The sequence below is a fragment of the Methylomonas sp. HW2-6 genome (assembly GCF_052474525.1).
Map to the genome: position 1 here is coordinate 3,873,659 of NZ_CP184124.1, position 24,740 is coordinate 3,898,398.

The window sequence follows — 24,740 nt, forward strand, 5'->3', positions numbered from 1 at the left end:
GTTTATCTAACGCAATACGCCCGGCGCCGGCGTATAGCTGTCCAGCACGTGAATGTAGTTGGCCCTTTCATAGGCACTGGGGTCGATCGCGTGTTGCCGGCTGACGCTACCTTTCATTTGAGCAACCGACTCGTATTCGTGTTCGATCAGCCAATCCGCCAGTTCGCTGCGAATCTCGCCCAGCTTGCCGACGCCCTGCGCCAGCAAAACGCTGCATAAATGCACCACATCGGCGCCGGCCAGCAAGGCCTTGATCACGTCGTCGGCCTGGTGAAAGCCGCCGGTCACGGCCAGCGACAATCGCACCCGGCCGTACATCAGCGCGGTCCAGCGCACCCGCAACAGCGCTTCGGCGGGCGTCGACAATTGCAGTTTCGGCACCACTTCCAAAGTGTCCAGATCGATGTCCGGCTGGTAAAAGCGGTTGAACAAAGCCACGCCGTCGGCGCCGGCCTGTTGCAAGCGCTGCACGAAATGCAGCGGCGAGCTGAATTGCGGCGACAGTTTCACGGCCAGCGGGATGTTGATCTGCCGCTTCAATTCGCGAACGATGTCCAGATAGCGGTTTTCGACCGTCTCGCTGCTTTCGGCAATATCTGCCGCCAGATGGTAAATATTCAGCTCCAGCGCATCGGCGCCGGCGTCCTGCAAGGCTTTGCCGTATTCGATCCAGCCGCCGACCGAAGTGCCGTTCAGGCTGGCGACCACCGGAATTTGCAACGCGCTTTTCAAGCGTTGCAGATGATCCAGATACTGATCCATGTAGGTGACGATCTGCGACGGCAATGGATGAAACGAATCCGCTTCGCCGTAACCGATGCCCTGACCGAACAGGAAACGCTCCATCTGCTGCTGCTCGGCTTCGATTTTTTCCTCGAACAACGACGACAACACGATGGCCGCGGCGCCGGCATCTTCCAGCCGGCGGGCGCTGTCCAAGTCCTTGCTTAACGGCGAAGCCGACGGCACCAGCGGATGCGCCAGTTTCAGACCCAAATATTCGGTGGCTAAATCAACCATTGTTCTGCTCCTGGGCCAGATCAGCTTTGACTTGGGCTTTGGCGGCGGCCACGCTGGTCGCGTCGCTCCATTCCAAAGCCGCCAGTTGTTGGTAATAGCGGTAGCGGTTTTTGACGTCGTGCTGGGCCTGTTTCAAGAAAGCCTCGGCGTGGTCGGGATGGCTTTGCCACAACATGCTGAAGCGGGTTTCGGTCATCACGAAGTCGCGGTACGGGATCGACGGTTCCGCCGAATCCAGTTGCATCGGATTCTTGCCTTGCTGAATCTTGGCCGGGTTGAACCTGAACAACGGCCAGTGCCCGCTCTTCACGGCCAGATTTTGCTGGCGATGGTTATTGGACAAATCCACGCCATGGGCGATACACGGCGAGTAAGCGATGATGATGGACGGGCCATTGTGGGCTTCGGCTTCCAGGAAGGCGCTCAGCGTCTGGGTATCCTTGCCGGCATAGGCGACGTGGGCGACGTAAACGTTGCCGTAGTCCATCGCCAGCAAGGCCAGATCTTTCTTCGCGGTCGGCTTACCGCCGGCCGAAAACTTGGCCACCGCGCCCATCGGCGTCGATTTGGAAGTCTGGCCGCCGGTGTTGGAATACACCTCGGTATCCAGCACCAGGATATTGACGTTGCGGCCGCTGGCCAGCACGTGGTCCAGACCGCCGTAGCCGATGTCGTAGGCCCAGCCGTCGCCACCGATGATCCAGACGCTTTTCTTGCATAAATAATCGGCTAACGGCAGCAAGGCCTGGGCGGCGGGTTGGCTTAAAGACGGTAAATGCTGTTTCAATTCGGCGACGCGCTGGCGTTGTTCGTAAAGCCCGGCCTCGTCGGATTGGTCGGCGTGCAGGATCGCATCGACGAATTCGCTGCCCAAGGTTTCACGTAGCGACTCCAGCAACTCGGCGGCATGCTCGGCTTGCTTATCGATCGCCACCCGCATGCCTAGGCCAAACTCGGCGTTATCTTCGAACAGGGAATTGCTCCAGGCCGGCCCTTTACCCTCGGCGTTTTTGGTCCACGGCGTGGTCGGCAGGTTACCGCCGTAAATCGACGAGCAACCGGTGGCGTTGGCCACCACCATCCGGTCGCCGAACAATTGCGAGACCAGTTTGACGTAAGGCGTTTCGCCGCAGCCGACGCAGGCGCCGGAGAACTCAAACAAGGGCTGCAACACCATCGAACCTTTGATGGTATTGGTTTTTAGCAGCCGGCGATCGTATTCCGGCAACGATAAAAAGTAGTCCCAATTTTGGCTCTCCGGCTCGCGCAGCGGCGCTTGCGGCGCCATGTTCAAGGCTTTGCGGCTGGCGTTGGATTTATCGCGAATCGGGCAAATATCGACGCACAAGCCGCAACCGGTGCAATCTTCCGGCGCCACCTGGTAACTGATCGATAACCCTGGCGGGAAGTCCTTGCCCAGCATCGCCGCATGTTTGAAGGTGGCCGGCGCATTGCTCAAGGCCTCGTTCGGCACGATTTTGCTGCGGATCGCCGCGTGCGGACATACCATCGGGCACTTGCCGCATTGGGTACATAAATCGGTTTCCCAGACCGGAATTTCCAACGCCAGATTGCGTTTTTCAAACGCGGCGCTGCCGGTCAGGAAAGTACCGTCGGCCGGCATCGCGCTGACCGGCAAGGCGTCGCCGCGACCGGCGATGATCTCAGCGGTGACCCGGCGGATGAAGTCCGGCGCGCTGTCGCTAATCCGCGACATGATGTCGAATGCGCTGCTGGCCTGCTGCGGCAACGGCACTTGGTGCAGGCCGGCCAGGGTTTCGTCGATGGCTTTGAAGTTCAAGTCGACGATGCGCTGGCCTTTTTTGCCGTAGGTTTTTTCAACCGCATGTTTGATGGCGGCAATCGCTTGTTCTTGCGGCAACACCCCGGAAATCGCGAAAAAACAGGTCTGCATGATGGTGTTGATGCGCTTGCCCATGCCGGATTTCTCGGCCACCGCGTTGCCGTCGATCAGGTAAAAACGGATGTTTTTGTCCAGCATCTGTTGCTGCATCTTGCGCGGCAGGGTATCCCAAACCTTGTCGGCCGGCGCCGGGCTGTTCAACAGAAACACGGCATTGGCGGCGGCGTTGGCCAGCATGTCGTAACGTTCCAGAAACACCGCCTGGTGGCAGCCGATGAATTGGGCGTCGTTTTCGCCGATCAAATAGCTGGAACGGATCGGCTGCGGGCCGAAGCGCAGGTGGGACACCGTCACCGCGCCGGACTTTTTCGAGTCGTAGACGAAATAACCCTGGGCGTACAACTCGGTTTCTTCGCCGATGATCTTGATCGTATTCTTGTTGGCGCCGACCGTGCCGTCGCTGCCCAGACCGTAGAACATCGCTTGAAAAGTCTGGTCGTGGGCGTCGGTGCGGTAAGCGGCGTCCCAGGCCAGACTGGTATGGCTGACGTCATCGTGAATGCCGATCGTAAACTGGTTTTTCGGTCGCTCGTTTTTCAACTCGTCGTAGACGGCCTTGACCATGCCCGGCGTGAATTCCTTGGACGATAAGCCGTAACGGCCGCCGACCACGCGCGGCATCTGGCTAAACTTTTCGCCCTGGCTGAAGGCTTGGGCCACGGCAGCCAGCACGTCTTTGTACAGTGGTTCACCGTCGGCGCCCGGTTCCTTGGTCCGATCCAAGACGGCGATGTTGCGGACGCTGGCCGGCAGGGCCGCGATCAAATGTTGCGGCGAGAACGGCCGGAACAGCCTGACTTTGAGCAAGCCGACCGCCTCGCCCTGCCGATTCAGATAATCCAGGGTTTCTTCGACCGCCTCGGCGCCGGAACCCATCAACACAATCACCCGCTCGGCATCGGCGGCCCCTACGTATTCGAATAAACGGTATTGGCGACCGGTCAGCCCGGCGAAACGGTCCATCGCCTGCTGCGCCATGTCCGGCAACGCCGCATAAAACGGATTGACCGACTCGCGGCCCTGGAAATACACGTCCGGGTTCTGCGCGGTACCGCGCAGCACCGGCTTATCCGGCGTCAAAGCCCGGCTGCGATGATCGGCAACCCAGGCATCGTCGATCATGCCGCGTATCACAGCGTCGTCGACTTCGACGATTTTGGCGACTTCGTGCGAGGTGCGGAAACCGTCGAAAAAATGCATGAACGGCACCCGGCTTTGCAGCGATACCGCATGGGTAACCAAGGCCAGATCCTGCACTTCCTGCGGCGAATTGGAGCACAGCATCGCAAAGCCGGTCATCCGCGCCGCCATCACGTCGCTATGGTCGCCGAAGATCGACAAGCCTTGTGCCGCCAGCGAACGGGCGGCGATGTGGAACACGGCCGGACTGAGTTCGCCGGCGATTTTGTACATATTCGGCAGCATCAACAGCAGACCTTGCGACGCGGTGAAGGTGGTCGCCAAGGTGCCGGCCTGCAACGCGCCGTGAATGGTGCCGGCGGCGCCGGCCTCGCTTTGCAATTCGACCACCTGCGGCACGGTACCCCACAAATTGGGTTGGCCGCGCGAGGCCCATTCGTCGGCCCATTCGCCCATTGGCGACGACGGCGTGATCGGATAAATGGCGATGACTTCGTTGAGTTTGTAGGCGATGCTGGCGGCGGCCTGATTGCCGTCGATGGTGAGGGTTTGCTTGGACATGGCGCGACCTTATGCGTGTGTTACGGGCGGCCGTTCGGTGCGAGCCGACGGCTCTTATACTCTACTAGAGACAAGGATAGCCAAAAATCCGCTGGCTAATTTTTAGCCAATTTAAAAACGCTTCAAAGCGGACGGGCTTTTTGACGGTTTGCCCACGATTTGACCACAAGTTTATCCACAGCTTCTGTGTATAACTGTACTTTCGTACAATAGGCGCCCTGTGGATATATCGTTGCGCCTCAAGGGCAAATCGGCTTAAATTTACAGTGATTCAAAATATAAGACGTTGATAAAATAGCGATAATCTAAATCCCGCCTATTCATCGCGCAGGACGATCGGCATGATTTTTTGCTCGACGTTGATCACGGCTTTATTCAGCACGAAAAAATGCTTGTCTTCGACAAACTGCACGCCCAGCATATAGAAAATCGGCCCCCAGAACGGGTTGATCATCAGCCCGCCCAGAATACTTTTCCAGGTGCGTTTCAGATTTTTCAACGGATTGAAGGCCACGGCCAGTGTTTGCTGCGGATGTTCTTCGAACACCTGCGCAATCGGTTTCAGCGCGGCCTGTTCCGAGTTGTCCAACACGGCCAGCGAATTGTTCAACTTGCGCGCCATCTTATAGAAATGCCAACGCGCCGCGCTCGCCGAAACGGCAAAGGTAATCGCCATCAACGGCAACAGAATGCTGGGCGGCAGTAACGGCGCAAAAGCCGGCGCCAATAATACGAGTCCGTAACCCAACATGATCGTGTCCTCGCCACGTTCGACGTCGCGGTCCAGATTTTGGACTATCGCCACGACCCGATCGCCGGAAGGTTCCAAATAACCTGATTCTTCAGCCATCTCCGCCTCCTGAAGTTTGGTTTGGTATTCGGGATTAAATGCCTGGCTCGCGCAAATGTCAATCGCGCGCGTCAGTCCGGTTTGCTTGCTGCGCCGCCCCAACGTTGCAACAGATAATCGCGCCGGGTATCGAAAATTTGCCGCAATTTGCCGCCTATCAAAATTCGGTGCATAAATCGGCCAAACCAGCCCCACGGCATCGCATAAAACACAATATCCTCGACCTCCACGCCGTCGCCGGTTTCGGTAATCGCCACTTCATGGCTCCAGAATGCGAATGGTCCGACGCGTTGCTGGTAAACAAACCGGCGGGGCTGGTCGCAGTGCGTGATTTCCGACAACCAGACCATCGGCCAAGCCAAGACCGCCTTCATCCGGTAGCAAATCAGCAAGCCGCCGTAAATCTGCTCCGGCACCGGCGACGCGATATCGACGTGAAAAAAATCCGGCGTAATCCGGTTCAAGTAGTGCGGAGACGAAAAAAACGCCCAAGCCTGCTTGGCGGACAAGGTTAAGGACTGGCTACGGTAAAGATAATAGACTTTCATGACGGCCCGAAGACAATGAGCGCAACGCTCTGCGTCTTGGAATTTACCGTAAAAATTTGCGGGCGCGAGCTTTGGTAGCACTCGAATTCGCAGTGAACCGCTTAAGGGTGACAGGGTTTCGGCCCCAGGGAAGACAGGGGCGCGCGCTGATGGACCCGGCCCCATTAATGACTGCTATGCCGAGCGGACTGGCCTGGTCGAAGCCGCGTATGGCGAGCCTATCGACAAGACTCACGCCGACCGGTCTTTAGGGGCCGGATTGATAACGGCCCACTAACTACCCGCGGTAGCGTTGCCTTTGCTGGTCAATTGCGAGCCGGTTTCGGGAACCGATTTGTTGAGCGCATTGCGCAACGCGGCGTCGTAGCCGTAGATATCCGGATAAAAGCGCGGCTTGCCGTCGCGATCGACAAATGCGGTCGCGTAGAAAAACAAGACCGGTACCGATTTTTTCAAGCTGACGCGCTGAGTCTTGGGCCCGGCCATTGCCTGCCGGATGGTATCCGGATTCCAGCCTTCCTGGTCGCTCAACACGAACTCGGCCAGTTTATCGGCCTCGGCGACGCGGACGCAGCCGTGGCTCAAATCGCGCCGGTCGCGGTTGAACGCGGCCTTACCCGGCGTATCGTGTAAATAGACCTCGGCTTTGTTCGGAAACACGAACTTCACCCGGCCCAACGGATTGTTCGCGCCAGGACGCTGGCGGGCGCGAAGCCGACCTTGCTTGAGATCGGCGACGACATCTTCTTCCTGCTCGTCGTCGCTGTATCGCTCGACCAGTTCGATGTCCTGATCGTCCAGGAAGGCTTCGTCTCCTTCCAATTTAGGCAGAATTTCCTTGTCCATGATGCTTTTCGGAATATTCCAGTAGGGCATGAATTCCAGATACTTCATGTCCTCGGCCAGCATCGGCGTCAAATTTTCCGGGGCTTTACCGACGATCACCTTCATTCGCAAAGGTTGCGGGTCTTGCGAATCCTTGAAAGCCCAAAGCTGAAAAGCCGGGATATTGACGACGATATGCGGCCCGGCCGGGGGTTCCGGCAACCAGCGTATGCGTTCCATGGCCAATTCGATGGCGGCAATTTTTTCCGGCACCGATTGGTTCAGCAAGGCCAGGGTTTGTCGGCCGATCACACCGTCGGCTTTCAAGCCCTGGCGTTCCTGAATCCGCTTGACTGCGGCGACGCTGGCGTCGTCGTAAATATCGGCGGCCTTGTCGGCATCGGCCGCCGCCGGAAGGTCAGCTTCGCCCAATTCGCGCAGTCGTCGGCGCAGTTCCGGCATCTGGGCATCGCCCTCGCCGGGGTGCAGCGATTTGGCGAATACCAAGCCGGCGCCGGATTCGGTCTCCGGCAATCGGCGGCGGAAGTCGGCCAGCGCGCGCTTCAGCAACCGGTATTGCTCGTTATTCGGCGCGAGTTCGGCAGGCAATTGCGCCAGACTCTGCATTTGCCAATGCCGTTGCAGGACTGCCGCCAAATCCGGCTGCGGCCGCAATCCGCCGAGTTGCGCCGGATAATCCAGTTTCCGCGGATCGACCCGGCCCGAATGCAGATCGCCGGCATAACGCAGCAGCGCCGCAGACAAGGCCAAATCGTAACCGGCCAGCGCATCCGGCGCCGCAGTCTCGGCCAGCCGGGCGTATGCGGCCAGGCGTTCCGCGTCGTAATGGCGGGGATTCAAGCCTTCATCGGCCGCATTCCGTAATACGGCCAAAGCCTGTTCCCGATTCTGCGCCGGGTTGGCGCCACCAAACCACAACAAGCGATTGGCATTGGCCCGGTATAACTGAATCAGGGCCGGACGCTGCTCAGACAGATCGGCTCCGGACAATAGCGCTGAGCCGCCGCCGTTCAGTAAGGCCTCGATGGCTTTGCCGACATCGGTTTCAACCGCTCCGGCGGCGGCACCCCAATGGCACATCAGCAAAACCGTGAAAAAACGCGGCAGAATACGGAGCAAACTTAGCGAACAGAACATAGTTACGGCTTGAATCGGGTTGATCGGATTAAATCGGGCCGGCAACGAGTCCGGCATTGCCAAGTGCGTATCGCACCGTCCGGCAATTTTCATAACTTTACATTCTCTCACACAAGCTTTGTCCCCAGCCAAACTCACCACACCGAAACTATTCCGGGCCGCGACGTCCGGCGAGTTAAAATAACGCCAGAAGAAACCGTGCTTGCCGGATAGCCAATGACTCTCGCCCCCTTGCCTAAACTGGCGCTAAACGCCGAACAACTCAACCGAAGCTGCCGCTGTGCCTCGCTGAGCCGGGAGCTGTTGCGCCGGGAATTGGCCGACTGGGACGCCGCGCACGACATATACCGAATGATTGGAGAGGAAAGGCCTCATTTGTTTGCCGAAGCGCCGGTGTTTCTGGATCAGGCCGGCCTGCAGGCGCAGTTGGCCGTCATCGCCGCGGCCGAAACAGTCATCGCCCTGCCCGCCTACCAAAAACGGGTGCTAGGCTATGCGCCGGTATCGGCGCACTTTCCGGCCAAGGCCCACGGCGTATTCGTCGGCTACGATTTCCATTTGAGCCCGGACGGACCCAAGCTGATCGAAATCAACTCCAATGCCGGCGGCGGTTTGCTAAACGCGTTGGCGATCCGGGCGCAGATGCGCTGCTGCGAAGAAGCCGGCAGCCAGCGCCCCGGCGACGGGCCGGCGTTGGCGGCAACCGGAAGCGCGCCGGAAGCGCAATTCATGCAGATGTTCGCCGACGAATGGCGATGCGAACGCGGCGGACAAGCCTTGCAAACCATAGCCATTGTCGACGAAGACCCGCAAAACCAATACCTGTGGCCGGAATTTCTGCTGTTTCAAGCGCTGTTCGAACGCCACGGCATCCGAACTGTGATTTGCGATCCGGCCGAGCTGAGCCATCGTGACGCGGCGTTATGGCACGGCGATATCAAGATCGATCTGGTTTATAACCGGTTGACCGACTTCGGTTTGGAACACGCCAAACACCAGCCCTTGTTGCAAGCTTATCTGGCCGGCGGCGTGGTGTTGACTCCGCATCCGCGCAACCATGCGCTGTATGCGGACAAAAGAAATCTGGCCTTGCTCGGCGACGCCGAATTCCTGGCCGAAATCGGCATCGACGCCGCCAGCCGCGACATTCTCCGCCGCGGTATCGCCGAAACCCGCATCGTTGCAGCGCAAGATGCCGAGTGGTTCTGGCAACAGCGCAAGCAGTTATTCTTCAAACCGGCCAAAGGCTACGGCAGCAAAGCGGCCTACCGCGGCGACAAGCTGACCTTGCGGGTGTTCGACGAGATTCTGCGCCACGATTATGTGGCGCAGGCGCTGGTCAAGCCCAGCGAACGGCTGTTGGATGTCGGCGATTTGAAACTGGATTTACGCCATTTCGTCTATCGCGGCCAAACCCAACTGGTGTGCGCCCGACTGTACCAGGGCCAAACCACCAATTTCCGCACGCCGGGCGGCGGCTTCGCCCAGGTGGTGGTTACGCCTTAAACGGCCTTGTTCAACAAGGCTCGGTAGATATGCAAATCCGCTTCCGAGAAACAGCAAAAGGTCACGGCCAGCCGATACGCCGGGTCACCTAAAAAGCCCACAACGGTATCGACGGCAATTTCCGCAGCCTCGCGCGGCGGATAACCGTAAATACCGGTACTGATGCAGGGAAAGGCCAGACTCTCCAGCCGCTGCGCCGCCGCCAGCCGCAGCGAATTTCTATAACATGCGGCTAACAGCGTAGCCTCGTTTTCCGAGCCGCCGCGCCAGACCGGCCCGACGGTATGGATGACGTACTTGGCCGGCAAGCGGTAGGCTTTGGTCAGCTTGGCGTCTCCGGTCGCACAACCGCCCAAGCTGCGGCACTCGGCTAATAATTCCGGTCCCGCCTTACGATGAATCGCCCCATCCACCCCACCGCCGCCGAGCAGCGATGAATTGGCGGCATTGACGATGGCATCGACGGCCAATTCGGTAATGTCGGAGTGAATGGCGGAGATTGTGGGGTGCATTAAATTTGGATGATGTTTGGGGTTGGTTGGGTTCTGCCAAAATCTGCCCACACGTATAAGTATCACTAATGCTCGAAAGTTGGGCGATAGCTGTCTTCGGCTATTCACAAAACACCCGATAATTGTCAAAAAGCCACGTCAAGATGTTTGTAGCAAAAAAATATCTGAAAAGGTTTCAAAACCCATAGAATATAGGTGTTAGGATCATGCAAGAAAACAACCCAATCTTTAACGATTTGAAAAAGATTTTTTACTGCAAAACTTACCATTTCATCTTCAATTTTTTGTTCTTAACAGGCAACTTTTAAGGAGTTTAAACATGAAATCATTAATAACATTCGTCACGCTGGCGCTCCTTTCTGTTTGTCTTGGCGCACAAGCCTCGCTGGTAACCATAGACGCCACCACTTCAGGCTGTAACGGCGGTCCGAACGGGCAAGCTTGTTCTAACGGCCCGACGAATATGTTTTCAGGAGCAACCGTCAATCTGATCAATCCAGTAAAGCTTACGCTTGACCCAGGCATCTATAGTATTACCAATGGCGACCTTTCTGGGACTTACTCTGCGTGGAGATTCAACAGTGGCGCTAATTGGGCATGGAATTTTGGGATTGCGACGGATAACGGTAACGGAACTGGTAACGTTTTTTTCTCTGGTTGGTCTGCGGGCGTCTACAGTAATCAAGCAGCGATGGCCTCTTCCAATGGTGCTAATTACGGCGGCCCTAATGGCCCAACTGCGCCACAGTTGAGCCCTTCAGGAGGTCCCGGCCAGTATTATGCGATGTTTACACTTTCTGAGAAGACAACACTCGCTTTCTTTATCCTGGATTATTACCTACCGGACAATGCTGGTGGGGTGATGCTAAATATTAATTCGATTACCACCGTGCCTGTACCTGCTGCAGTTTGGTTGTTTAGCTCCGCTTTAGTGGGCATTGGTATATTTGGTAAGCGTCGCGAAACTACTTAAGTCGATTGTAATGCCATAAAAAGGCCGCAATGAGCGGCCTTTTTATATCCAGGGCCGTAGGCTGGGTAGAGCTACGCGAAACCCAGCGGATACTTTGAAATGGTTAAGTTTCTTTGCATCCAAATGTTTTTTGAATTTCAAAACTTTTCGGCTTCAAAGCTGGGTTTCATTATCATTCAACCCAGCCTACGTCCACAAACGTAGATTCAGCTTATGCCCCCTATTAGCAGTCATTGGAGATATCAACCAACTGTCGCTTATGGGTCGGCTTTAGCCAATCGAACTAGCAGCCAAGATTATCCTCAACTGATCCTCCCACCAAGAACGCGTCCAAACAACCAGGTCTCGATTAACCTCAAGCGGGTTTCGGACAGCTCGCTATTTTAGCCCTCCCTGGAACAACTCAACCCGAGCCTAGCGCTGCACAACGAACCCGTACGGCATAGAATAGCCCGATGCGTTTTAAAAAGAGGAGCTAGCATGGAATCCGGCAAAGCCTTAATAAGTATTGGCGCCCTGCTTCTGGCCCTGGGTTTGATAATCAACTACGCGCCCTGGCTGGTCAGTTGGTTCGGCAAATTGCCCGGCGACATTCGTATTCAAAATAAGAACAGCTTTGTGTTCATTCCGATCACGTCGATGATCGTGGTCAGCGTGCTGCTCAGCGTGCTGGCTAATCTGTTTTTTCGAAAATGAGGGGGAAGAGATGAATAACCTGGTGGTATACAACCACGGCAAGGACAGTATTCCGTGGGGCGAAAAAGCCCTGGCGCTGGCCGAGGTGACCAGGAGCCGCGGTTTCGAGTTTATTAGCCCGGACTATCAGGCCAGCAACGATCCCGAGTGGCGAGTCGATCGACTGTTGGCGATGGATTTGCATGGTTACCAGCGGATCGTGCTGGCCGGCTCGAGCATGGGCGCTTACGTGGCGACCGTCGCCGCCGAAACGATCAAGCCGCATGGCCTGTTTTTAATTGCCCCGGCGTTTTACCTGCCCGGTTATGCCCGCGACCGTTTCGCCCCCGGCACCGACAACATCGAGGTATTTCACGGCTGGCAAGACGAGGTCGTGCCGCCTGAAAACGCTTGGCGCTTTTGCCGCGAGCACCGCGCCCGCTTGCACATGCTGGACTCGGACCACCGCCTGCTCAGCATTTTGCCGCTAATGACGGCAGCCTTCGACCGCTTCTTGGCCGAACTAACGCCTTAACCGGGAGAGAAAGGTATGGCCGCATACAAAAAATACCATTGCCGCGAATGCGAACACATTTACGACGAAGCCAAAGGCGATCCGGACAGCGGCATCGCTCCCGGCACCCGCTGGGAAGACATCCCGGACGACTGGCAATGTCCGATTTGCGGCGCGCCGAAAAGCTTTTTCCAACTGCTTAATTATTAAGTTACGGTCGCTGACGGCCGACCGGACGTGGCAATCGGATCAGTACATGCCGTTACCTAATAGTGCGCCGGCCGCGGCGCCGATACCGGCGGCCAACGGGTCGCCGCCGCCGAAGTGGTAGCCCATCGCACTACCGACCATGCCGCCCAGCAAACCTTGCGGGTTACGTTGGTCGTACTGGTAATAACGCGGCCGCGGCGGCGGTGCATAGTACGAAGGCTCCGGAACGTATTCCACCACCGGCGGCGGCGCCGGTTGGTAGTAAATCACCCGTTCCCGGTATTCCGGGTAATAATCGTGGTGGTGATGGTGGTGATGCCCCCAATGGTGGCCCCAGCCTTCGTGGTCGGCCAATGCGGCCGAGGAAAACGCCAAACTGAAAACGGCAATTACGGTTTTCTTACACATATCAAAGCTCCTTTTCGCAAAATGATCGTGTTGGGATGCATCATGCGAGCGGCAACTTAATTCCGCCTTAACCGCGCGCCGCCGCCGGTAAAGCCGTCAACGCCCTTTGGCATCGGCGCGTTTCAGCAGGCCGAATAAGTCGCTGTTGGTGGACAGCACCAAACTGGCTTCTGCGCCGATCACGGCCCGATAAGTCTCCATGCTTTTCAGGAATTTATAGAACTCCGCCGCTTCCGGCTTTTGTGCGTAGGCTTTGGCGTAAATCTCGGCGGCCTTGGCGTCGGCCGCACCTTGAATTTCCTGCACCTGTTTGTAAGCCGCGGATTCGATCTCGTTGATATCGCGTTCCTTGTTGCCGTGGATACGGGCGGCTTCGCCCTCGCCTTCCGAGCGGAAACGTTGCGCAATTTGCAGGCGCTCGCTGATCATGCGCTGGTGTATCCGCTCCAACACTTGCCGGTTGTAATTGATCCGTTTGAAGCGTACGTCCAGTAATTCGATGCCGAACTCGGCCAATTTCGGCGCTGCCGCGTTGAATACATCGCGCTCGATCGCTACCCTGCCGACCCGGATCGGCCGCAACACGCCAATTCCGGCTTCGCTGGCGAGGCCCGCCAGACTCTCGTCCTGCATCGGCTTGCGATCCTTGTCAGTGCGGACCACCTCGATCAGTTCATGACGGGCGATTGCGGTACGGGTTTCGCTGCCCAGGATGTCTTCCAGCCGGGATTGGGCGCTACGCTCGTCACGCAGCCGCAGGTAGTAGCGCATCGGATCGGTGATGCGCCAGCGGGCAAAAGTATCGACCTGAACGTAGGTTTTGTCCTTGGTCGACATTTCCACCATCGGCCCATCCCAAGCCAGATAGCGCTTATCGAAGCTGTTGATTTGTTGCACGACCGGCAATTTAAAATGTAAACCCGGCTCGGTGATGGGCGGCCCGACCGGCTTGCCGAATTGGGTAACGATGACCTGCTCGGTTTGGTTGACGGTGTAGGCGCAGGTCAGCAAAAAAACCAGCGCGATCGCAATTAAGCCTAACGATTTTCCGGCGCCGCTCATTTCGCCACCTCGACACCTGACGGACCTGGCACCGCCAACAACGGCAGAATCTGTTGCACCGTGTCGTCAACGATGATTTGTTGTTTGGCCTGCGGCAGCACCTCGGCCATGGTTTCCAGGTATATCCGGGCGCGGGTGACTTCCGGCGCCTTCAAATACTGTTCCAGGACTTGGTTAAAAGCGGTGACGTCGCCTTCGGCCTCGTTGATCCGTTTGAAGCGGTAACCCTCGGCGGCGCGTATCCTCTGATCGGCCTCGCCGCGCGCCTTCGGCACCGCCTTGTTGTATTCGCCGTTGGCTAGGTTGATCACGTTCTCCCGGTCCTGCTGCGCTCGGTTGACTTCGTTAAACGACGGTTGCACCGGTTCCGGCGGATTGACGTTTTTTAATTGCACCTGATTGATCGTGACGCCCAAACGATAGCGCTCGGCCAGTTCGCGTACCCGTGCCAGCACGGTTTCTTCGATCTCCTGCCGGCCGATGGTGATGATTTCGTCCACCGAGCGATCGCCGACCACTTCCCGCATCGCCGCTTCGGAAATGTCGCGCAAGGTCAGGCCGGGATCACGCACATCGAACAAATACTTTTCCGGGTCGGTGATCCGGTACTGCACGATCCATTCCACCAGCGCCGAGTTCAAATCCCCGGTCACCATTGCCCGCTCCAGCTCCGGCTCTTCGCCGGCCTGGTCCGGATTGGTGAAACCGGGCGTGGCAAAGCCGAATTCCAGCTTTTGCTGGCGCTGGGTCGGCACGGTTATCACTTCATCGACTCCAAACGGCAACTTGGCATGCAGGCCGGACGGCACTTGCTCGATGAATTCGCCGAAGCGTAAGACGATGCCTTCCGACTCGGCCGGAATCGTGTAAAAACACATGCTGAAGACAATCAGGCCGCCGATGCCGAGCAGCACGGCTGCCGGCGGCACCGGCAGCGACTGCGGCCAACGGTCGAAAAGGGGTCGAGGATTGTTCATCGGCAAGCTCCGCATCGAAGCGGCCGCAACAGGCGGCCTGACGCCACAAGCTTAGCGCAAAAAATCCATCAACTGGGCAACGGTCAACGGCCGGCTGAACAGATAGCCCTGCATTTCGTCGCAGCCTTGCTGGCGCAAGAAGGCTTTCTGCTCCGGCGTTTCGACGCCTTCGGCGATGGTCGCCAAACCCAGGCTGTCGGCCAGGCTGATCACTGCGCTGACGATCGCTTTGTCTTCGGCGTCGGTGGTGATATCGCGCACGAACGACTGGTCGATTTTCAGTTTGTAGACTTTGAATTTCTTCAGGTAACTCAAGGACGAATAACCGGTGCCGAAATCGTCGATGGCGACCCGGATACCGCGCCGGTGCAGATTCTCCATGGCCGCAATCGCCGTCTGCGGATGGTTCATCGCCACGCCTTCGGTCAACTCCAATTCGAGATATTCCGGCGGCAAGCCTTCTTCGGCCAGGATGCCGCCAACCAAATCCGGCAGAGTCGGCTGGCTAAATTGCACCGCGGACAAATTCACCGCCATGACCAAAGGCCCCAGCCCTTCGGCCATGATTTGCCTGGCTTGGCGAACCGCGGTTCTGATCACCCATTCGCCAATCGGCAGGATCAGACCGCTATCCTCGGCGACCGGAATGAATTCTGCCGGCGATACCAGGCCCAGTTCGGGATGACGCCAACGCAGCAAGGCTTCGGCGCCGGTTATCTTGTCGGTTTTCAGCGACAACTGCGGCTGGTAGTGCAACTCCAGTTCGCCGCGCTCCAGCGCGTGGCGCAGGCCGGTGACCAATTGCAGATTCCGCGCCGAGTTGGCGTGCATTTCCGGCGTAAAGAAGCGGCAACCGTGGCGGCCCTCCAATTTCACCCGGTACATCGCGGTGTCGGCACTTTTCGATAAGGTCTCGAGATCTTCGCCGTCGTCAGGATACAACGCGACACCGATGGACGCGCTCATAATCAAATCGTGATGCTCGATACGAAACGGTTCGGAAATCGCGTCCAACAACTTTTGGGCGATCACCGTAGCGCTACTGGCATTGGCTCCCGGCAGCAGCACGATGAACTCGTCCCCGCCCAGTCGGGTAACGATATCCTCCACCCGTAGCGCGGCACGCAAGCGCAAAGCCAATTCGACCAGCAAGGCATCGCCCACGCTGTGTCCCAAGGTATCGTTGACGTCTTTGAAGTGGTCGATGTCCAAAAACATCAGCGCCAATTGGCCGTTAGCCCGCTGGGCCAGCCCCAACGCGCATTTCAAGTGGTTGTTTAGCTGGCTGCGGTTGGGCAAGCCGGTCAACGGGTCGTAGTTGGCCAAATGGTAAATGTGTTCTTCGGTTTGTTTGCGCTCGATGGCCAAAGCCACAAAATGCGCCACCATATCCAGCAGACGCAAAGCAAAATGATCCGGAGACGCCGGATAGCGCTGGTAAATCGCAAAGGTACCCAGCACTTTTTTTCCGGAACCCAAAATCGGCTCCGACCAGCAAGCACCCAGGCCGGCTTGCGCCGCCAACTCTTTAAAGTTTTTCCAATACGGATGTTGAGCGATGTCGGCAACAACAGTACGTTGACCGGTAAATGCAGTGTTGCCGCAAGAACCGACTCCGGGACCTATTTCGCATCCGTCGATCGCCCGGTTGTAGAAATCCGGCAAACCGGGCGCCGCGGCAACCCGCACCTGCCGCCCGCTTTCGTCCAACAGCAATACCGAACAAATACAATCCGGCATTGCGCTTTCCAATTTACGCACCACTTCGTCCAACAACTCCCGCAAGGAACCGCCGCTGTTCAGCCGTTCCAACATGAAAGTGCGCAAAGTTTCCATTTGCAGGGCGTGCTGGCGCTCGGCATCGCGTTCGAAGCCGGTCAAGGCGTGGTCGATGTCCATCGCCATTTCCAACAACAAATTGCGGGCCGAAAAATCGAACGCATTGACGCTATCGGCATACAGATTCAAAGTCCCGACCGGCGTGCCATTCCGGTGTAAGGGCAAAGCCGCCGATGCCAGCCAGCCGCAACGGGCGCCGAGTTCGTGCCACACCGATGTCGCCGGATCGTTCAGATAGTCCTGACACCAGTAAGCCCGGTCTTCGCGCAACGCAGTTCCGCTTGGTCCACAACCGGAGTCTTGTCTGGGATCGATACTAATGGCGATGTCGGCCAGATATTCGCCGCCGCTACCGTAACTCGCCACCGGCAGCACGCACTGCCCGCTCGGGTCCAACATGCCGATCCAGGCCATTTTCATACCGCCGAACATGACCGCATCGCGACAAATTTGCGGAAACAATTCGGCTTCGGAACTGCAGCGGACGATGGCCTGATTACACTGGCTCAATGCCGCGTACAGCTGAGTCAGACGTTGGGTTTTGGCTTCCGCTTCCCGCCGCTCCGCATCGACTTGCGCCAACTGGCGTTGGGTTTCCGATAACCAGCCCATCACGCTATCGCTCAAATCATCCGGTACTGGCGGCTGTTGCGCGAAATCGCCGCGACCCAAGCGGGCAATTTGAGTACGCACTTCTTCCGGCTCTGCGCCCAAAATGCCGAACACACTGCGGTAGACCCGCCATAACGCCAACGCCAGCATCAGGCCCGCCGCCGCCACGGCCAAGCCAAGCGCTGCTGCAATATCGCGGTTGCGTTTTACCAGCAATGCCGTTCTGCTCCGCGCCATATCTCCGGCCTCGGCGAGCATCTGCAGAAATTCGGCCTCGGTTTGGCGATAGGCTTGGCTTTCGAGCATCGCCGCCGCCTTTAGTCGTTCCAGTTCGTCGTCTACGCCGTTTTCGGCCAATTGCACCGCCGCCAATTCGATATCCGCCAACTGATCCGCTTTGGTCTGCGCCTGTGTCAGTTTCGCCAATTCCGCGGCGGTAAAGTCAGCCTCGCGCATTGAATCCGACCGCACCGCACCGCCGGCGTTACGGCTATCCCGGATTTCTCGGTGACGCTGCCGGTCGCTTAGCTGGCCGCGAATGACATAAGCAAGCGCCAGCCGCCGCGATTCGGCGACAGTCTGCCGCAAACCGTCGGCCGCTCGCTGCAGCGCCAGGCCCGACTGTTCGGCAGTGTCAATTCGGCTTTCGAGATGGAGATAGAGGAAAATCGAAGCGACAAGCAGCGCCAGGCTCAGCGCACTGAGCAAAACACTGTTGGTAAAACTGGAATAACGGCGCGGCCGGTTCATGGGATTCCCCCTTGGCAGTATGCCACTGGACGCTGCTGCTTCGAACGCTGTGCTGACGAAACACTTGCTGCAAACGGCCCGATTATTCCACACTGCCGCCTGCGCCGCCGCCTGTTCGCGTCGGGAACTTAGCGCCGCGGCACAACTTTTTTGCTACCGCTCAACAAATGCTACCTAAAGCGCCGGCCTTGGCCGACAATAGCCGGCACGCTCCCACCGTCACTCTGCCGAGGAATATTTCCATGACTAGATTCAGCGCCCTATTGATCCCGCTCGTACTGTTTTTTGGCGGCCTGCCGCCAGCCTTTGCCGAGCAATTGCAGATCGGCAATACCGCTCCCACGTTTCAGGCCAAGACCCACGACGGCGGCGAGTTCGACCTGAACTCGCGCCGCGGCAATGGCTGGACCGTATTGTATTTTTATCCGAAAGCCGGCACGCCGGGCTGTACCGCCCAAGCCTGCGCCTTTCGCGACGCGATTCAGGCCATACGCCAGCAAGGTGCCGAGGTCTACGGCCTCAGTACCGATTCGGTCGCCGAATTGGCCAAATTCCACCGTGAGCACAAACTCGGCTTCACGCTGCTCTCCGATCCGGACGCCAGCGTCACCGAAGCTTACGGCGCGAAAATGCCGGTGTTGACCATGGCCAAGCGTTGGACTTTCATCATCGACCCTGAATTGAAGGTGCGCCGTATCGACAACGATGTCGACCCGGCCCTGGACGCCCAAAAAGTCGCGGCGGCACTAAAACAACTGCAAGGCAAACCCTGATCGGGCACAGCCGCCCCGGAAGCGCGACCGGGGCTCAAATTACTGGATCCGGACCAGATAGCCGTCGGTTTTTTCGCAGCTCGGCTTGCTGTGCGCCGTGACGCTGATTCTGACGAAACCGTGCTCGATCGGCCGGTCTATCTTGCCGCGCACCTCGTAACGCCCACTTTTGTGTTGGCTGATGTAGAGTTCCTTGGCGGTATATTCGTATTTGATATCGCCGGCACTGACATGGACCACGATAGACGTCGGCGTCGTGTTGGCGGACGCCGACAGCGAGAACTCCTGAAACGTCTGCAAATATTTGTTGGCCGCCGGTTGAAACTCGGAAAACGCCGGCTTATCGCAATGGCTGGAACTCTGGCTGCTGCCGTAAGCGTAAACGCTATCGGCGCCCAGGCTTAACAACAAGGCGGCGGTAAGGCGAAAAATCGTGGTCATCTATATCTCCATTGGCAGGCATTGGTTGAATTGGCTGCATAGCTTACCAAGAAAAAACGCTTTGGCCGGAGAGGGATAAAACCATTCGGCCCGGAGCCTCGCAAACCGCGAGGGCAATGGCATTAAATTAACTTCGGAAGGGTGTGTTGGCGGGCGCGGAGTCTGGCTGAGTTGGCTTTCGGCCAATTGCGAACGACCCTCTAAATTTTTGATCGTCCGGTAAATTGCTTTTAGAAGATGTCGGGTGGGCAAATTTGCCCACCGTTTCGACCCGCGTGGGTACAAAAGGCTGTGCCCACCGTACCGGGCTACTAGTCGGCTCATTGAAGAAATTGCCCTCGTCATGACTGTGCATGCGGGGGCTGGGATTCTGAATTGACTCTACCATTTTAAATGGGTTGTCTGATAATCCGGAATGGCGATATTTTGGGGTTGAGCTAGTAGTCAAAGCCCGCAATATTAAAGGGCTTGTCTAATCAAGCCGGCACATTTTCGTTGGCCTTCTATACTTCTAGGAAACTGAATTTGTGTACTAAGGAGAGCCAGGCCATGCTAGAGCGCAGAGGACAATTAAGACGCAGAGAATCAGATCGCGTCGAGGACGATCTTTACAAGACATTTTCCACCCCGCATTGCCATCATTGTCTGCAAAGTTGGGATGAAAATGAACTGTTACTGGATAGCCAAAAACAACTGATTTATATCTCGCCACAAGCCACCGACATCATCAAACAACACCCCAAGCTATTTACCCTGTCACCTGGATTTAGACTACTCAACCGAGAGCACGCCGCAAAACTGGAAAGCTTCGGTTCTGGCAAAGCCCAAGAAACTGAGCCAATTTGTCTGTTACTGGAAAACGATCAGGAACCGCAAAGAATCCTGTTGAGCTGCCACCAACTCCCCAAACCGTCCACCAGCATTCCCCATGCGGCCGGCTACCTCCTTAAACTGCATTATTTCTGTCATTTTCAGTCTCTGAAATGGCAGCAGTTTATTCGCCAATACACCCTGACCCGGGCCGAAATCCGCCTTTGTAAAAGTCTGGTGGAGGGATTAACGCTGACCGAATACAGCTCCAAATGGAATATCACTACGGGCACCGCGCGTAGCCAATTACATAGCGTGTTAGGGAAAACGGGGACAAGACGGCAGGCGGATTTGTTGCGGTTGATTTATTTGTTTACGCAGGGGTAGGTGGTTGAGGGGGTTTGTCTATCATTTGGTAGATGTATGACAGGGAATATTTTAGTAAATTGCAAATAAAAGACTCTTAAGTAAACTATTTTTTGATGCAGTAATGTACTCTATAAAAATTCTAACTCAGGGTTTTTAATATCTGATAACTTTATAAGCAACGACAGGAAGTATTTATGAGAATCACAAAAAATCTTATTATTTATAGTTTTGCATTATTTGTTTCATATATTCCATTTGGCTACGCAGAGCGGATTAAGTACAATCCTAGTCAAGCCGACTACAATCCTAATATCGAAACTGAAAAATTTAAATATGCAACAGACTTCCACATTGAATTTAAAGATCCGATTGTTGATTTGTCAAAATTTAAGTCAGATCCTTGGGGGGATCCAAAAGTTGACCCCACTAATCCGAAAAAGATAAATTATGAGCGACCAAGCGGTTCATCGGGATATGACTTAACACTTGGAAAAGGTAAGGAATTAGACATACCAGGAATTAAGTTCAGCTATACGAGCGGACCCCCAATTGTTGGGGGTATTGAAATTTTAAAATATTATTTCACACAAAATGGACAAGAAGTACCAAGTACTATTTCATCGTGGCCAATACAAACTGGAGGCGGACTCACAGGAGGCCTTTTTGCAGTCCCTGTTCCATTACCACCGAGTATGTGGTTATTTGGAGCTAGTTTAATTTTCTGCCGTTTACTTGGTCGCCAGCGTGAAAATGGGTTCAAGCTATAAGTTCGATCGGGCCGGAGTGACGGGATTGCGCCCGTCACCTCTCCCACACCACCGGACATGCGGTTTTCCGCATCCCGTGGTTGAAGTCCGTAAGGCGGAACCGGTTTACCGGGTTCCGCCAGATGTCGGACGGGGCACGAGGCTGTCAAGTTTGCTGTGGTTGAGGCGATGTTGAGGCATTGAGTTATTTGATGGCTTGATTGGCGGATCGCCTGTCGGCATCCGCCCGATAGTCTCGCTTGATGGAGGTTTGTATGCCGGATTATCGGCGCTATCGGGTGCCCTTGCGGCACTTATTCATTCAATCAATCTTCTGGAACCCACACAGTGAATTCCCCGCAGGCAATCCAGCATAGTTTTGAAAGTGTCGACGGTTTACTATGGACAAACCGTCCTGCGCCCTAAATTTCTAAGCTAAAAACGACGGCGGATTCAAAGCCAAAGTGCAATGAACTTGTCATAAATGAATGTTTCAATATAAGCCTGAGCATACTGGCCTTTTTGTACCCAACTATTTGTAAAAGCATTTGGCTTACTAACACGGTAATGTGGATTCGCCGGCAGGCAATCCACCAAGCTTTGAGGGTGTTGACGGTTTGCTATTGCGAAACCGTCCTACGAGTTACTTTTATGGGCCGATAGCAAAATTGGCACAAATGAGGTTTAACGCTGTATCAGCTTTCGCCATAAATGACGCACTTAACTATTTTAACACCATCAAAAAGATAGGAGCGGTCATGCAAATATTATCTTCGCAACCCATCAGTGGGGCGAAAATTTTAGGCACCAGCATTAAGTTGTATGTGAAAAGCCTGCCTAAGCTATTGGAACTGTTTTGGATTTTGGCGGCATTTTTTGCTGTGGACTTAATTTTAGAGCTTTTACTACGGGAGTTGGACCGCAATTCCGCTGCAGTATCCATAGTCGAAACGATACAAATGATATTTTGGCTACCTTCCGCGTTCTGTTTTTTTTGGGTTTACCCCTGCATAATCCTGCGTTTTGATTGCGTCGCAAAAGATCGCGAAGAAAGCCTTCTGCAAGTATTCATGATAGGACTAAAGAAGCTTTGGCGTTTATTTCTTGCGACACTTCTGCCATGTATACTCGTGGGGCTGACCAGTATGACGATGATCGGCACGGTGTCTGTCATCCCTATGTTAATTACCGGTGCCCTATCAGGTGCCGGCAATTCCACCGCCATGGTGCTTTCGACGTGCGTTGGTTTAGTGTTGGGGTTCTGCCTTGCCGCCACCATAGCGGTTTCACTGGCCTTCTATCCTTATTTTATAGTTATTGATTCCCTGCCCGCTTATGCTTCATTACAAGCCAGCTGCAAATTGGCCTGGGGAAATATACTAAGGACGGTGGTGACCTACCTAGCTCCGATTCTAGTTGCGATGGTGTTATCCGGCGCAGCAGGAATTCTGACCAACTTCTTGGATACCGATGAACAAACCAGCATTATCAGCATGGTGCTTGATGGCGTATTGTTTGTCTGCATCAGCTCTTATTTTTGCGCGTTAGGTTACTTGCAATTCCACGATTTAAAACTGCGCCAATCAAACGTCGCTGCAGCCCAATAGGATGCCCCTCCTATTGTGCCCGCAATTGCCCAAGCGGAATAGGTGGCGGATTTGGGGCGGAATATGAGTGTTATTGCCAAACAAATTCAAATCAACGCCCAAGAAGCATTGTGGTCGTTTTAGATTCCAAGGATTGCTTCACTCTTCATTTTGGCATGATCGACCCAAGCCGTAACTAATTAAATAACCCATTGGGGTTGTAAGTGAAACAAAAAACACTTTGGATTTTTGCCTTACTATTAACTGCCTTGCTCACTGGTTGTGAACTGCCCGAGCAATGGAAGGAAATAACCGCCAAATCTGCGGAAGCAAGCGCCGCCATCGAGAAACAGGTAGGCATTAAGCCGTCATTGAGTATCTTTTATCAAGACGGCACTATAGCCAAAGTGGATGTGAATTTTGCCGGTAGCCCCAGCCTTAGCATCATTGAATTGGAGAAAATAATCCAGACCGCCTTTAGAGAGGCTTTTTTATTAAACCCTGAAAACCAATTTCAAATTAATTTGACCTTCAACAAAGAAGCCACCTAGCAAAAGTTTGAAACAAAAAAGCTCAGCTAAGTCCGTAACCCGTAAGGTGGATTCGCCTTAGGCAATCCACCATCTTTTTCAGAATGTTGACGGTTTGCTATTGCGAAACCGTCCTGTGCCCCAAATTTCAAAATAAAATTACGACGGCGAATTCAAAGCGAAAGTGCAATGAACTTGTCATAAATGCATGTTTCAATATAAGCCTGAGCATACCGGCGTTTTTGCACCCAACTATTTGTGGAAGCATTTAGCTTACTAGTCCGCATGCGTGTTTTCCGCAAGTTGGCGAATGTTGACATCTGGTGTTGCTAATACCGTTGAGCGGATGTCTCAATCCCCAGGGCTTACATCTATTCGCAGCTTAAGGCATTCGGCAATGATTGCGTATTGGCGTTGGATCGGACTAACAGGCGGGGCTAAGTTTTGAAATTAGAATATCTGTACTTTGTTCCATTGGCTGGCATGTTCGCGGGATTGGTGTGGATAATCGTCAGAATCTTTCAACGCAGATACCTGCGCGCCTATCGCTATCCGGCGGGACTTTACGAGAAATTGCGTAACAAACATCCGGAATTGTCGCTAACAGACTGCGAGTTAGTGGGCAAAGCCTTGCGCCAGTTTTTTAGGGCTTATCTGGAAAGCGACTGCCAATTTGTATCGATGCCCTCGCAATTGGTCGACGATCTTTGGCACGAATTTATTCTGTATACCCGCGAATATCGGCGCTTTTGCTTTCGAGCTTTTGGTAGTTTTATGCATCATACGCCGGCTATCACACTCGGCAAGGATCGGAAAGACAATACCGGATTGCGTCGGGTATGGTTTTATGCGTGCGAATTGGAAAAGATCAAACCACGCCATCCGGTCCGCCTGCCTCTACTATTTGCCATCGATCAACAATTTAATATTGCCAACGGTTTTTTTTATACCCTGGATTGTCAGGCACTGCAAAATGGCGACGGTGCCGAAAACTTTGCCCCCTTACACTGTGGCGGCGATTTTTACAGCACCGATTTCGATGGCAGCATCGACGGAATAGCGGATGCATCGGGTGACGGCGGCGGCGATGGAGACGGGGGCGGAGGCTGCGGTGGTGGAGGCGACTAGACTTACCAATTGCTCCAAACGTTCTTAAAAACTGCGAACATCATTTGCTTGACACCAGGACTCTAAATTTCAGTCATTAGCTAAATCTGACTTAATTCACAGGGCCGTAGGCTGGGTAGAGCAATGCGAAACCCAGCGGATACTTTGAAATGGTCAAGTTTCTTTGCATCCAAATGTTTTTTGAATTTCAAAACTTATCGGCTTCGAAGCTGGGTTTCATTGTCATTCAACCCAGCCTACGTCCACAAACTCAGATTCAACCAATCACCCATTAGCAGTCATTGGAAATATCA

Annotated in this window: 22 protein-coding genes; 11 read left to right on the forward strand and 11 right to left on the reverse strand. The window is 55.0% G+C overall.

Annotated features, from left to right (window positions below; translation table 11 throughout):
• Window positions 1–6: 6 nt before the first annotated feature.
• From ACH518_RS18605 to ACH518_RS18625, 5 genes are all read right to left on the reverse strand, one after another.
• Window positions 7–1,020 carry a dihydroorotate dehydrogenase-like protein gene (locus ACH518_RS18605; protein ID WP_445371166.1) on the reverse strand — a complete coding sequence of 338 codons (1,014 nt, stop codon included), beginning with the start codon at window positions 1,018–1,020 and terminating at the stop codon, window positions 7–9.
• Window positions 1,013–4,645, reverse strand: a complete 3,633-nt coding sequence (nifJ, locus tag ACH518_RS18610) for a pyruvate:ferredoxin (flavodoxin) oxidoreductase (RefSeq protein ID WP_445371167.1) — start codon at window positions 4,643–4,645, stop codon at window positions 1,013–1,015. Before nifJ ends, ACH518_RS18605 begins: the two co-directional genes overlap by 8 nt.
• Window positions 4,646–4,961: 316 nt before the next feature.
• Window positions 4,962–5,495: a hypothetical protein gene (locus ACH518_RS18615; RefSeq protein ID WP_278211256.1), complete on the reverse strand. Its 534-nt coding sequence runs from the start codon at window positions 5,493–5,495 to the stop codon at window positions 4,962–4,964.
• 71 nt (window positions 5,496–5,566) lie between these two features.
• Window positions 5,567–6,043: an SRPBCC family protein gene (locus tag ACH518_RS18620; RefSeq protein ID WP_140911154.1), complete on the reverse strand. Its 477-nt coding sequence runs from the start codon at window positions 6,041–6,043 to the stop codon at window positions 5,567–5,569.
• Window positions 6,044–6,316: 273 nt separating this feature from the next.
• A complete protein-coding gene (locus ACH518_RS18625) occupies window positions 6,317–8,083 on the reverse strand; it encodes a L,D-transpeptidase family protein (RefSeq protein WP_445371168.1) in 1,767 nt (588 codons plus the stop codon).
• A gap of 159 nt (window positions 8,084–8,242) precedes the next feature.
• Between ACH518_RS18625 and ACH518_RS18630 the strand changes: the two genes are divergently transcribed.
• Window positions 8,243–9,532, forward strand: a complete 1,290-nt coding sequence (locus tag ACH518_RS18630; protein WP_445371169.1) for a hypothetical protein — start codon at window positions 8,243–8,245, stop codon at window positions 9,530–9,532.
• On the opposite strand, the gene ACH518_RS18635 is transcribed toward ACH518_RS18630, so the two are convergent.
• Entirely contained in the window at window positions 9,529–10,044 is a 516-nt protein-coding gene (locus ACH518_RS18635) for an O-acetyl-ADP-ribose deacetylase (RefSeq protein ID WP_445371170.1), read from the reverse strand. The genes ACH518_RS18630 and ACH518_RS18635 overlap by 4 nt on opposite strands.
• A 319-nt stretch (window positions 10,045–10,363) precedes the next feature.
• Between ACH518_RS18635 and ACH518_RS18640 the strand changes: the two genes are divergently transcribed.
• The 4 genes from ACH518_RS18640 to ACH518_RS18655 all read left to right on the forward strand — a co-directional run bounded on the left by ACH518_RS18640 (window position 10,364) and on the right by ACH518_RS18655 (window position 12,416).
• Complete coding sequence (locus ACH518_RS18640; RefSeq protein WP_445371171.1) at window positions 10,364–11,017, forward strand: hypothetical protein; 654 nt, start codon at window positions 10,364–10,366, stop codon at window positions 11,015–11,017.
• Between the two features lie 480 nt (window positions 11,018–11,497).
• Window positions 11,498–11,713, forward strand: coding sequence for a DUF2905 domain-containing protein (locus tag ACH518_RS18645; protein ID WP_445371172.1), 216 nt, complete (start codon window positions 11,498–11,500; stop codon window positions 11,711–11,713).
• 10 nt (window positions 11,714–11,723) lie between these two features.
• Window positions 11,724–12,227 carry a YqiA/YcfP family alpha/beta fold hydrolase gene (locus ACH518_RS18650; RefSeq protein WP_445371173.1) on the forward strand — a complete coding sequence of 168 codons (504 nt, stop codon included), beginning with the start codon at window positions 11,724–11,726 and terminating at the stop codon, window positions 12,225–12,227.
• 15 nt (window positions 12,228–12,242) lie between these two features.
• On the forward strand, window positions 12,243–12,416 hold the full coding sequence (locus ACH518_RS18655) for a rubredoxin (RefSeq protein ID WP_140911148.1): 174 nt from the start codon (window positions 12,243–12,245) through the stop codon (window positions 12,414–12,416).
• A gap of 39 nt (window positions 12,417–12,455) precedes the next feature.
• On the opposite strand, the gene ACH518_RS18660 is transcribed toward ACH518_RS18655, so the two are convergent.
• The 4 genes from ACH518_RS18660 to ACH518_RS18675 all read right to left on the reverse strand — a co-directional run bounded on the left by ACH518_RS18660 (window position 12,456) and on the right by ACH518_RS18675 (window position 18,064).
• A complete protein-coding gene (locus tag ACH518_RS18660; protein ID WP_445371174.1) occupies window positions 12,456–12,824 on the reverse strand; it encodes a hypothetical protein in 369 nt (122 codons plus the stop codon).
• A 96-nt stretch (window positions 12,825–12,920) separates the two neighbouring features.
• Window positions 12,921–13,886: a protease modulator HflC gene (gene hflC / locus ACH518_RS18665; RefSeq protein ID WP_445371175.1), complete on the reverse strand. Its 966-nt coding sequence runs from the start codon at window positions 13,884–13,886 to the stop codon at window positions 12,921–12,923.
• A complete protein-coding gene (gene hflK, locus ACH518_RS18670; RefSeq protein ID WP_445371176.1) occupies window positions 13,883–14,863 on the reverse strand; it encodes an FtsH protease activity modulator HflK in 981 nt (326 codons plus the stop codon). Before hflK ends, hflC begins: the two co-directional genes overlap by 4 nt.
• A gap of 51 nt (window positions 14,864–14,914) precedes the next feature.
• Entirely contained in the window at window positions 14,915–18,064 is a 3,150-nt protein-coding gene (locus ACH518_RS18675) for a bifunctional diguanylate cyclase/phosphodiesterase (protein WP_445371177.1), read from the reverse strand.
• Between the two features lie 242 nt (window positions 18,065–18,306).
• On the opposite strand from ACH518_RS18675, the gene ACH518_RS18680 reads away from it, so the two are divergent.
• Window positions 18,307–18,837, forward strand: coding sequence for a peroxiredoxin (locus ACH518_RS18680; protein WP_140911143.1), 531 nt, complete (start codon window positions 18,307–18,309; stop codon window positions 18,835–18,837).
• A gap of 39 nt (window positions 18,838–18,876) precedes the next feature.
• Here ACH518_RS18680 and ACH518_RS18685 read toward each other — a convergent pair whose 3' ends face one another.
• The gene (locus ACH518_RS18685; protein ID WP_140911142.1) at window positions 18,877–19,278 is read right to left on the reverse strand and encodes a hypothetical protein; all 402 of its coding nucleotides are present in this window, start codon (window positions 19,276–19,278) and stop codon (window positions 18,877–18,879) included.
• Window positions 19,279–19,827: 549 nt separating this feature from the next.
• Here ACH518_RS18685 and ACH518_RS18690 point away from each other — a divergent pair.
• The 5 genes from ACH518_RS18690 (at window position 19,828) to ACH518_RS18710 (ending at window position 24,447) form a co-directional block, all read left to right on the forward strand.
• The gene (locus ACH518_RS18690) at window positions 19,828–20,475 is read left to right on the forward strand and encodes a helix-turn-helix transcriptional regulator (protein WP_445371178.1); all 648 of its coding nucleotides are present in this window, start codon (window positions 19,828–19,830) and stop codon (window positions 20,473–20,475) included.
• 176 nt (window positions 20,476–20,651) lie between these two features.
• Window positions 20,652–21,224 (forward strand): hypothetical protein, encoded by a 573-nt coding sequence (locus tag ACH518_RS18695; protein WP_445371179.1) that lies wholly within the window; start codon window positions 20,652–20,654, stop codon window positions 21,222–21,224.
• Window positions 21,225–21,961: 737 nt separating this feature from the next.
• Window positions 21,962–22,810: a hypothetical protein gene (locus ACH518_RS18700; protein WP_445371180.1), complete on the forward strand. Its 849-nt coding sequence runs from the start codon at window positions 21,962–21,964 to the stop codon at window positions 22,808–22,810.
• A 203-nt stretch (window positions 22,811–23,013) separates the two neighbouring features.
• Complete coding sequence (locus ACH518_RS18705) at window positions 23,014–23,340, forward strand: hypothetical protein (RefSeq protein WP_445371181.1); 327 nt, start codon at window positions 23,014–23,016, stop codon at window positions 23,338–23,340.
• 597 nt (window positions 23,341–23,937) lie between these two features.
• A complete protein-coding gene (locus ACH518_RS18710) occupies window positions 23,938–24,447 on the forward strand; it encodes a glycine-rich domain-containing protein (protein WP_445371182.1) in 510 nt (169 codons plus the stop codon).
• Window positions 24,448–24,740: the final 293 nt, after the last annotated feature.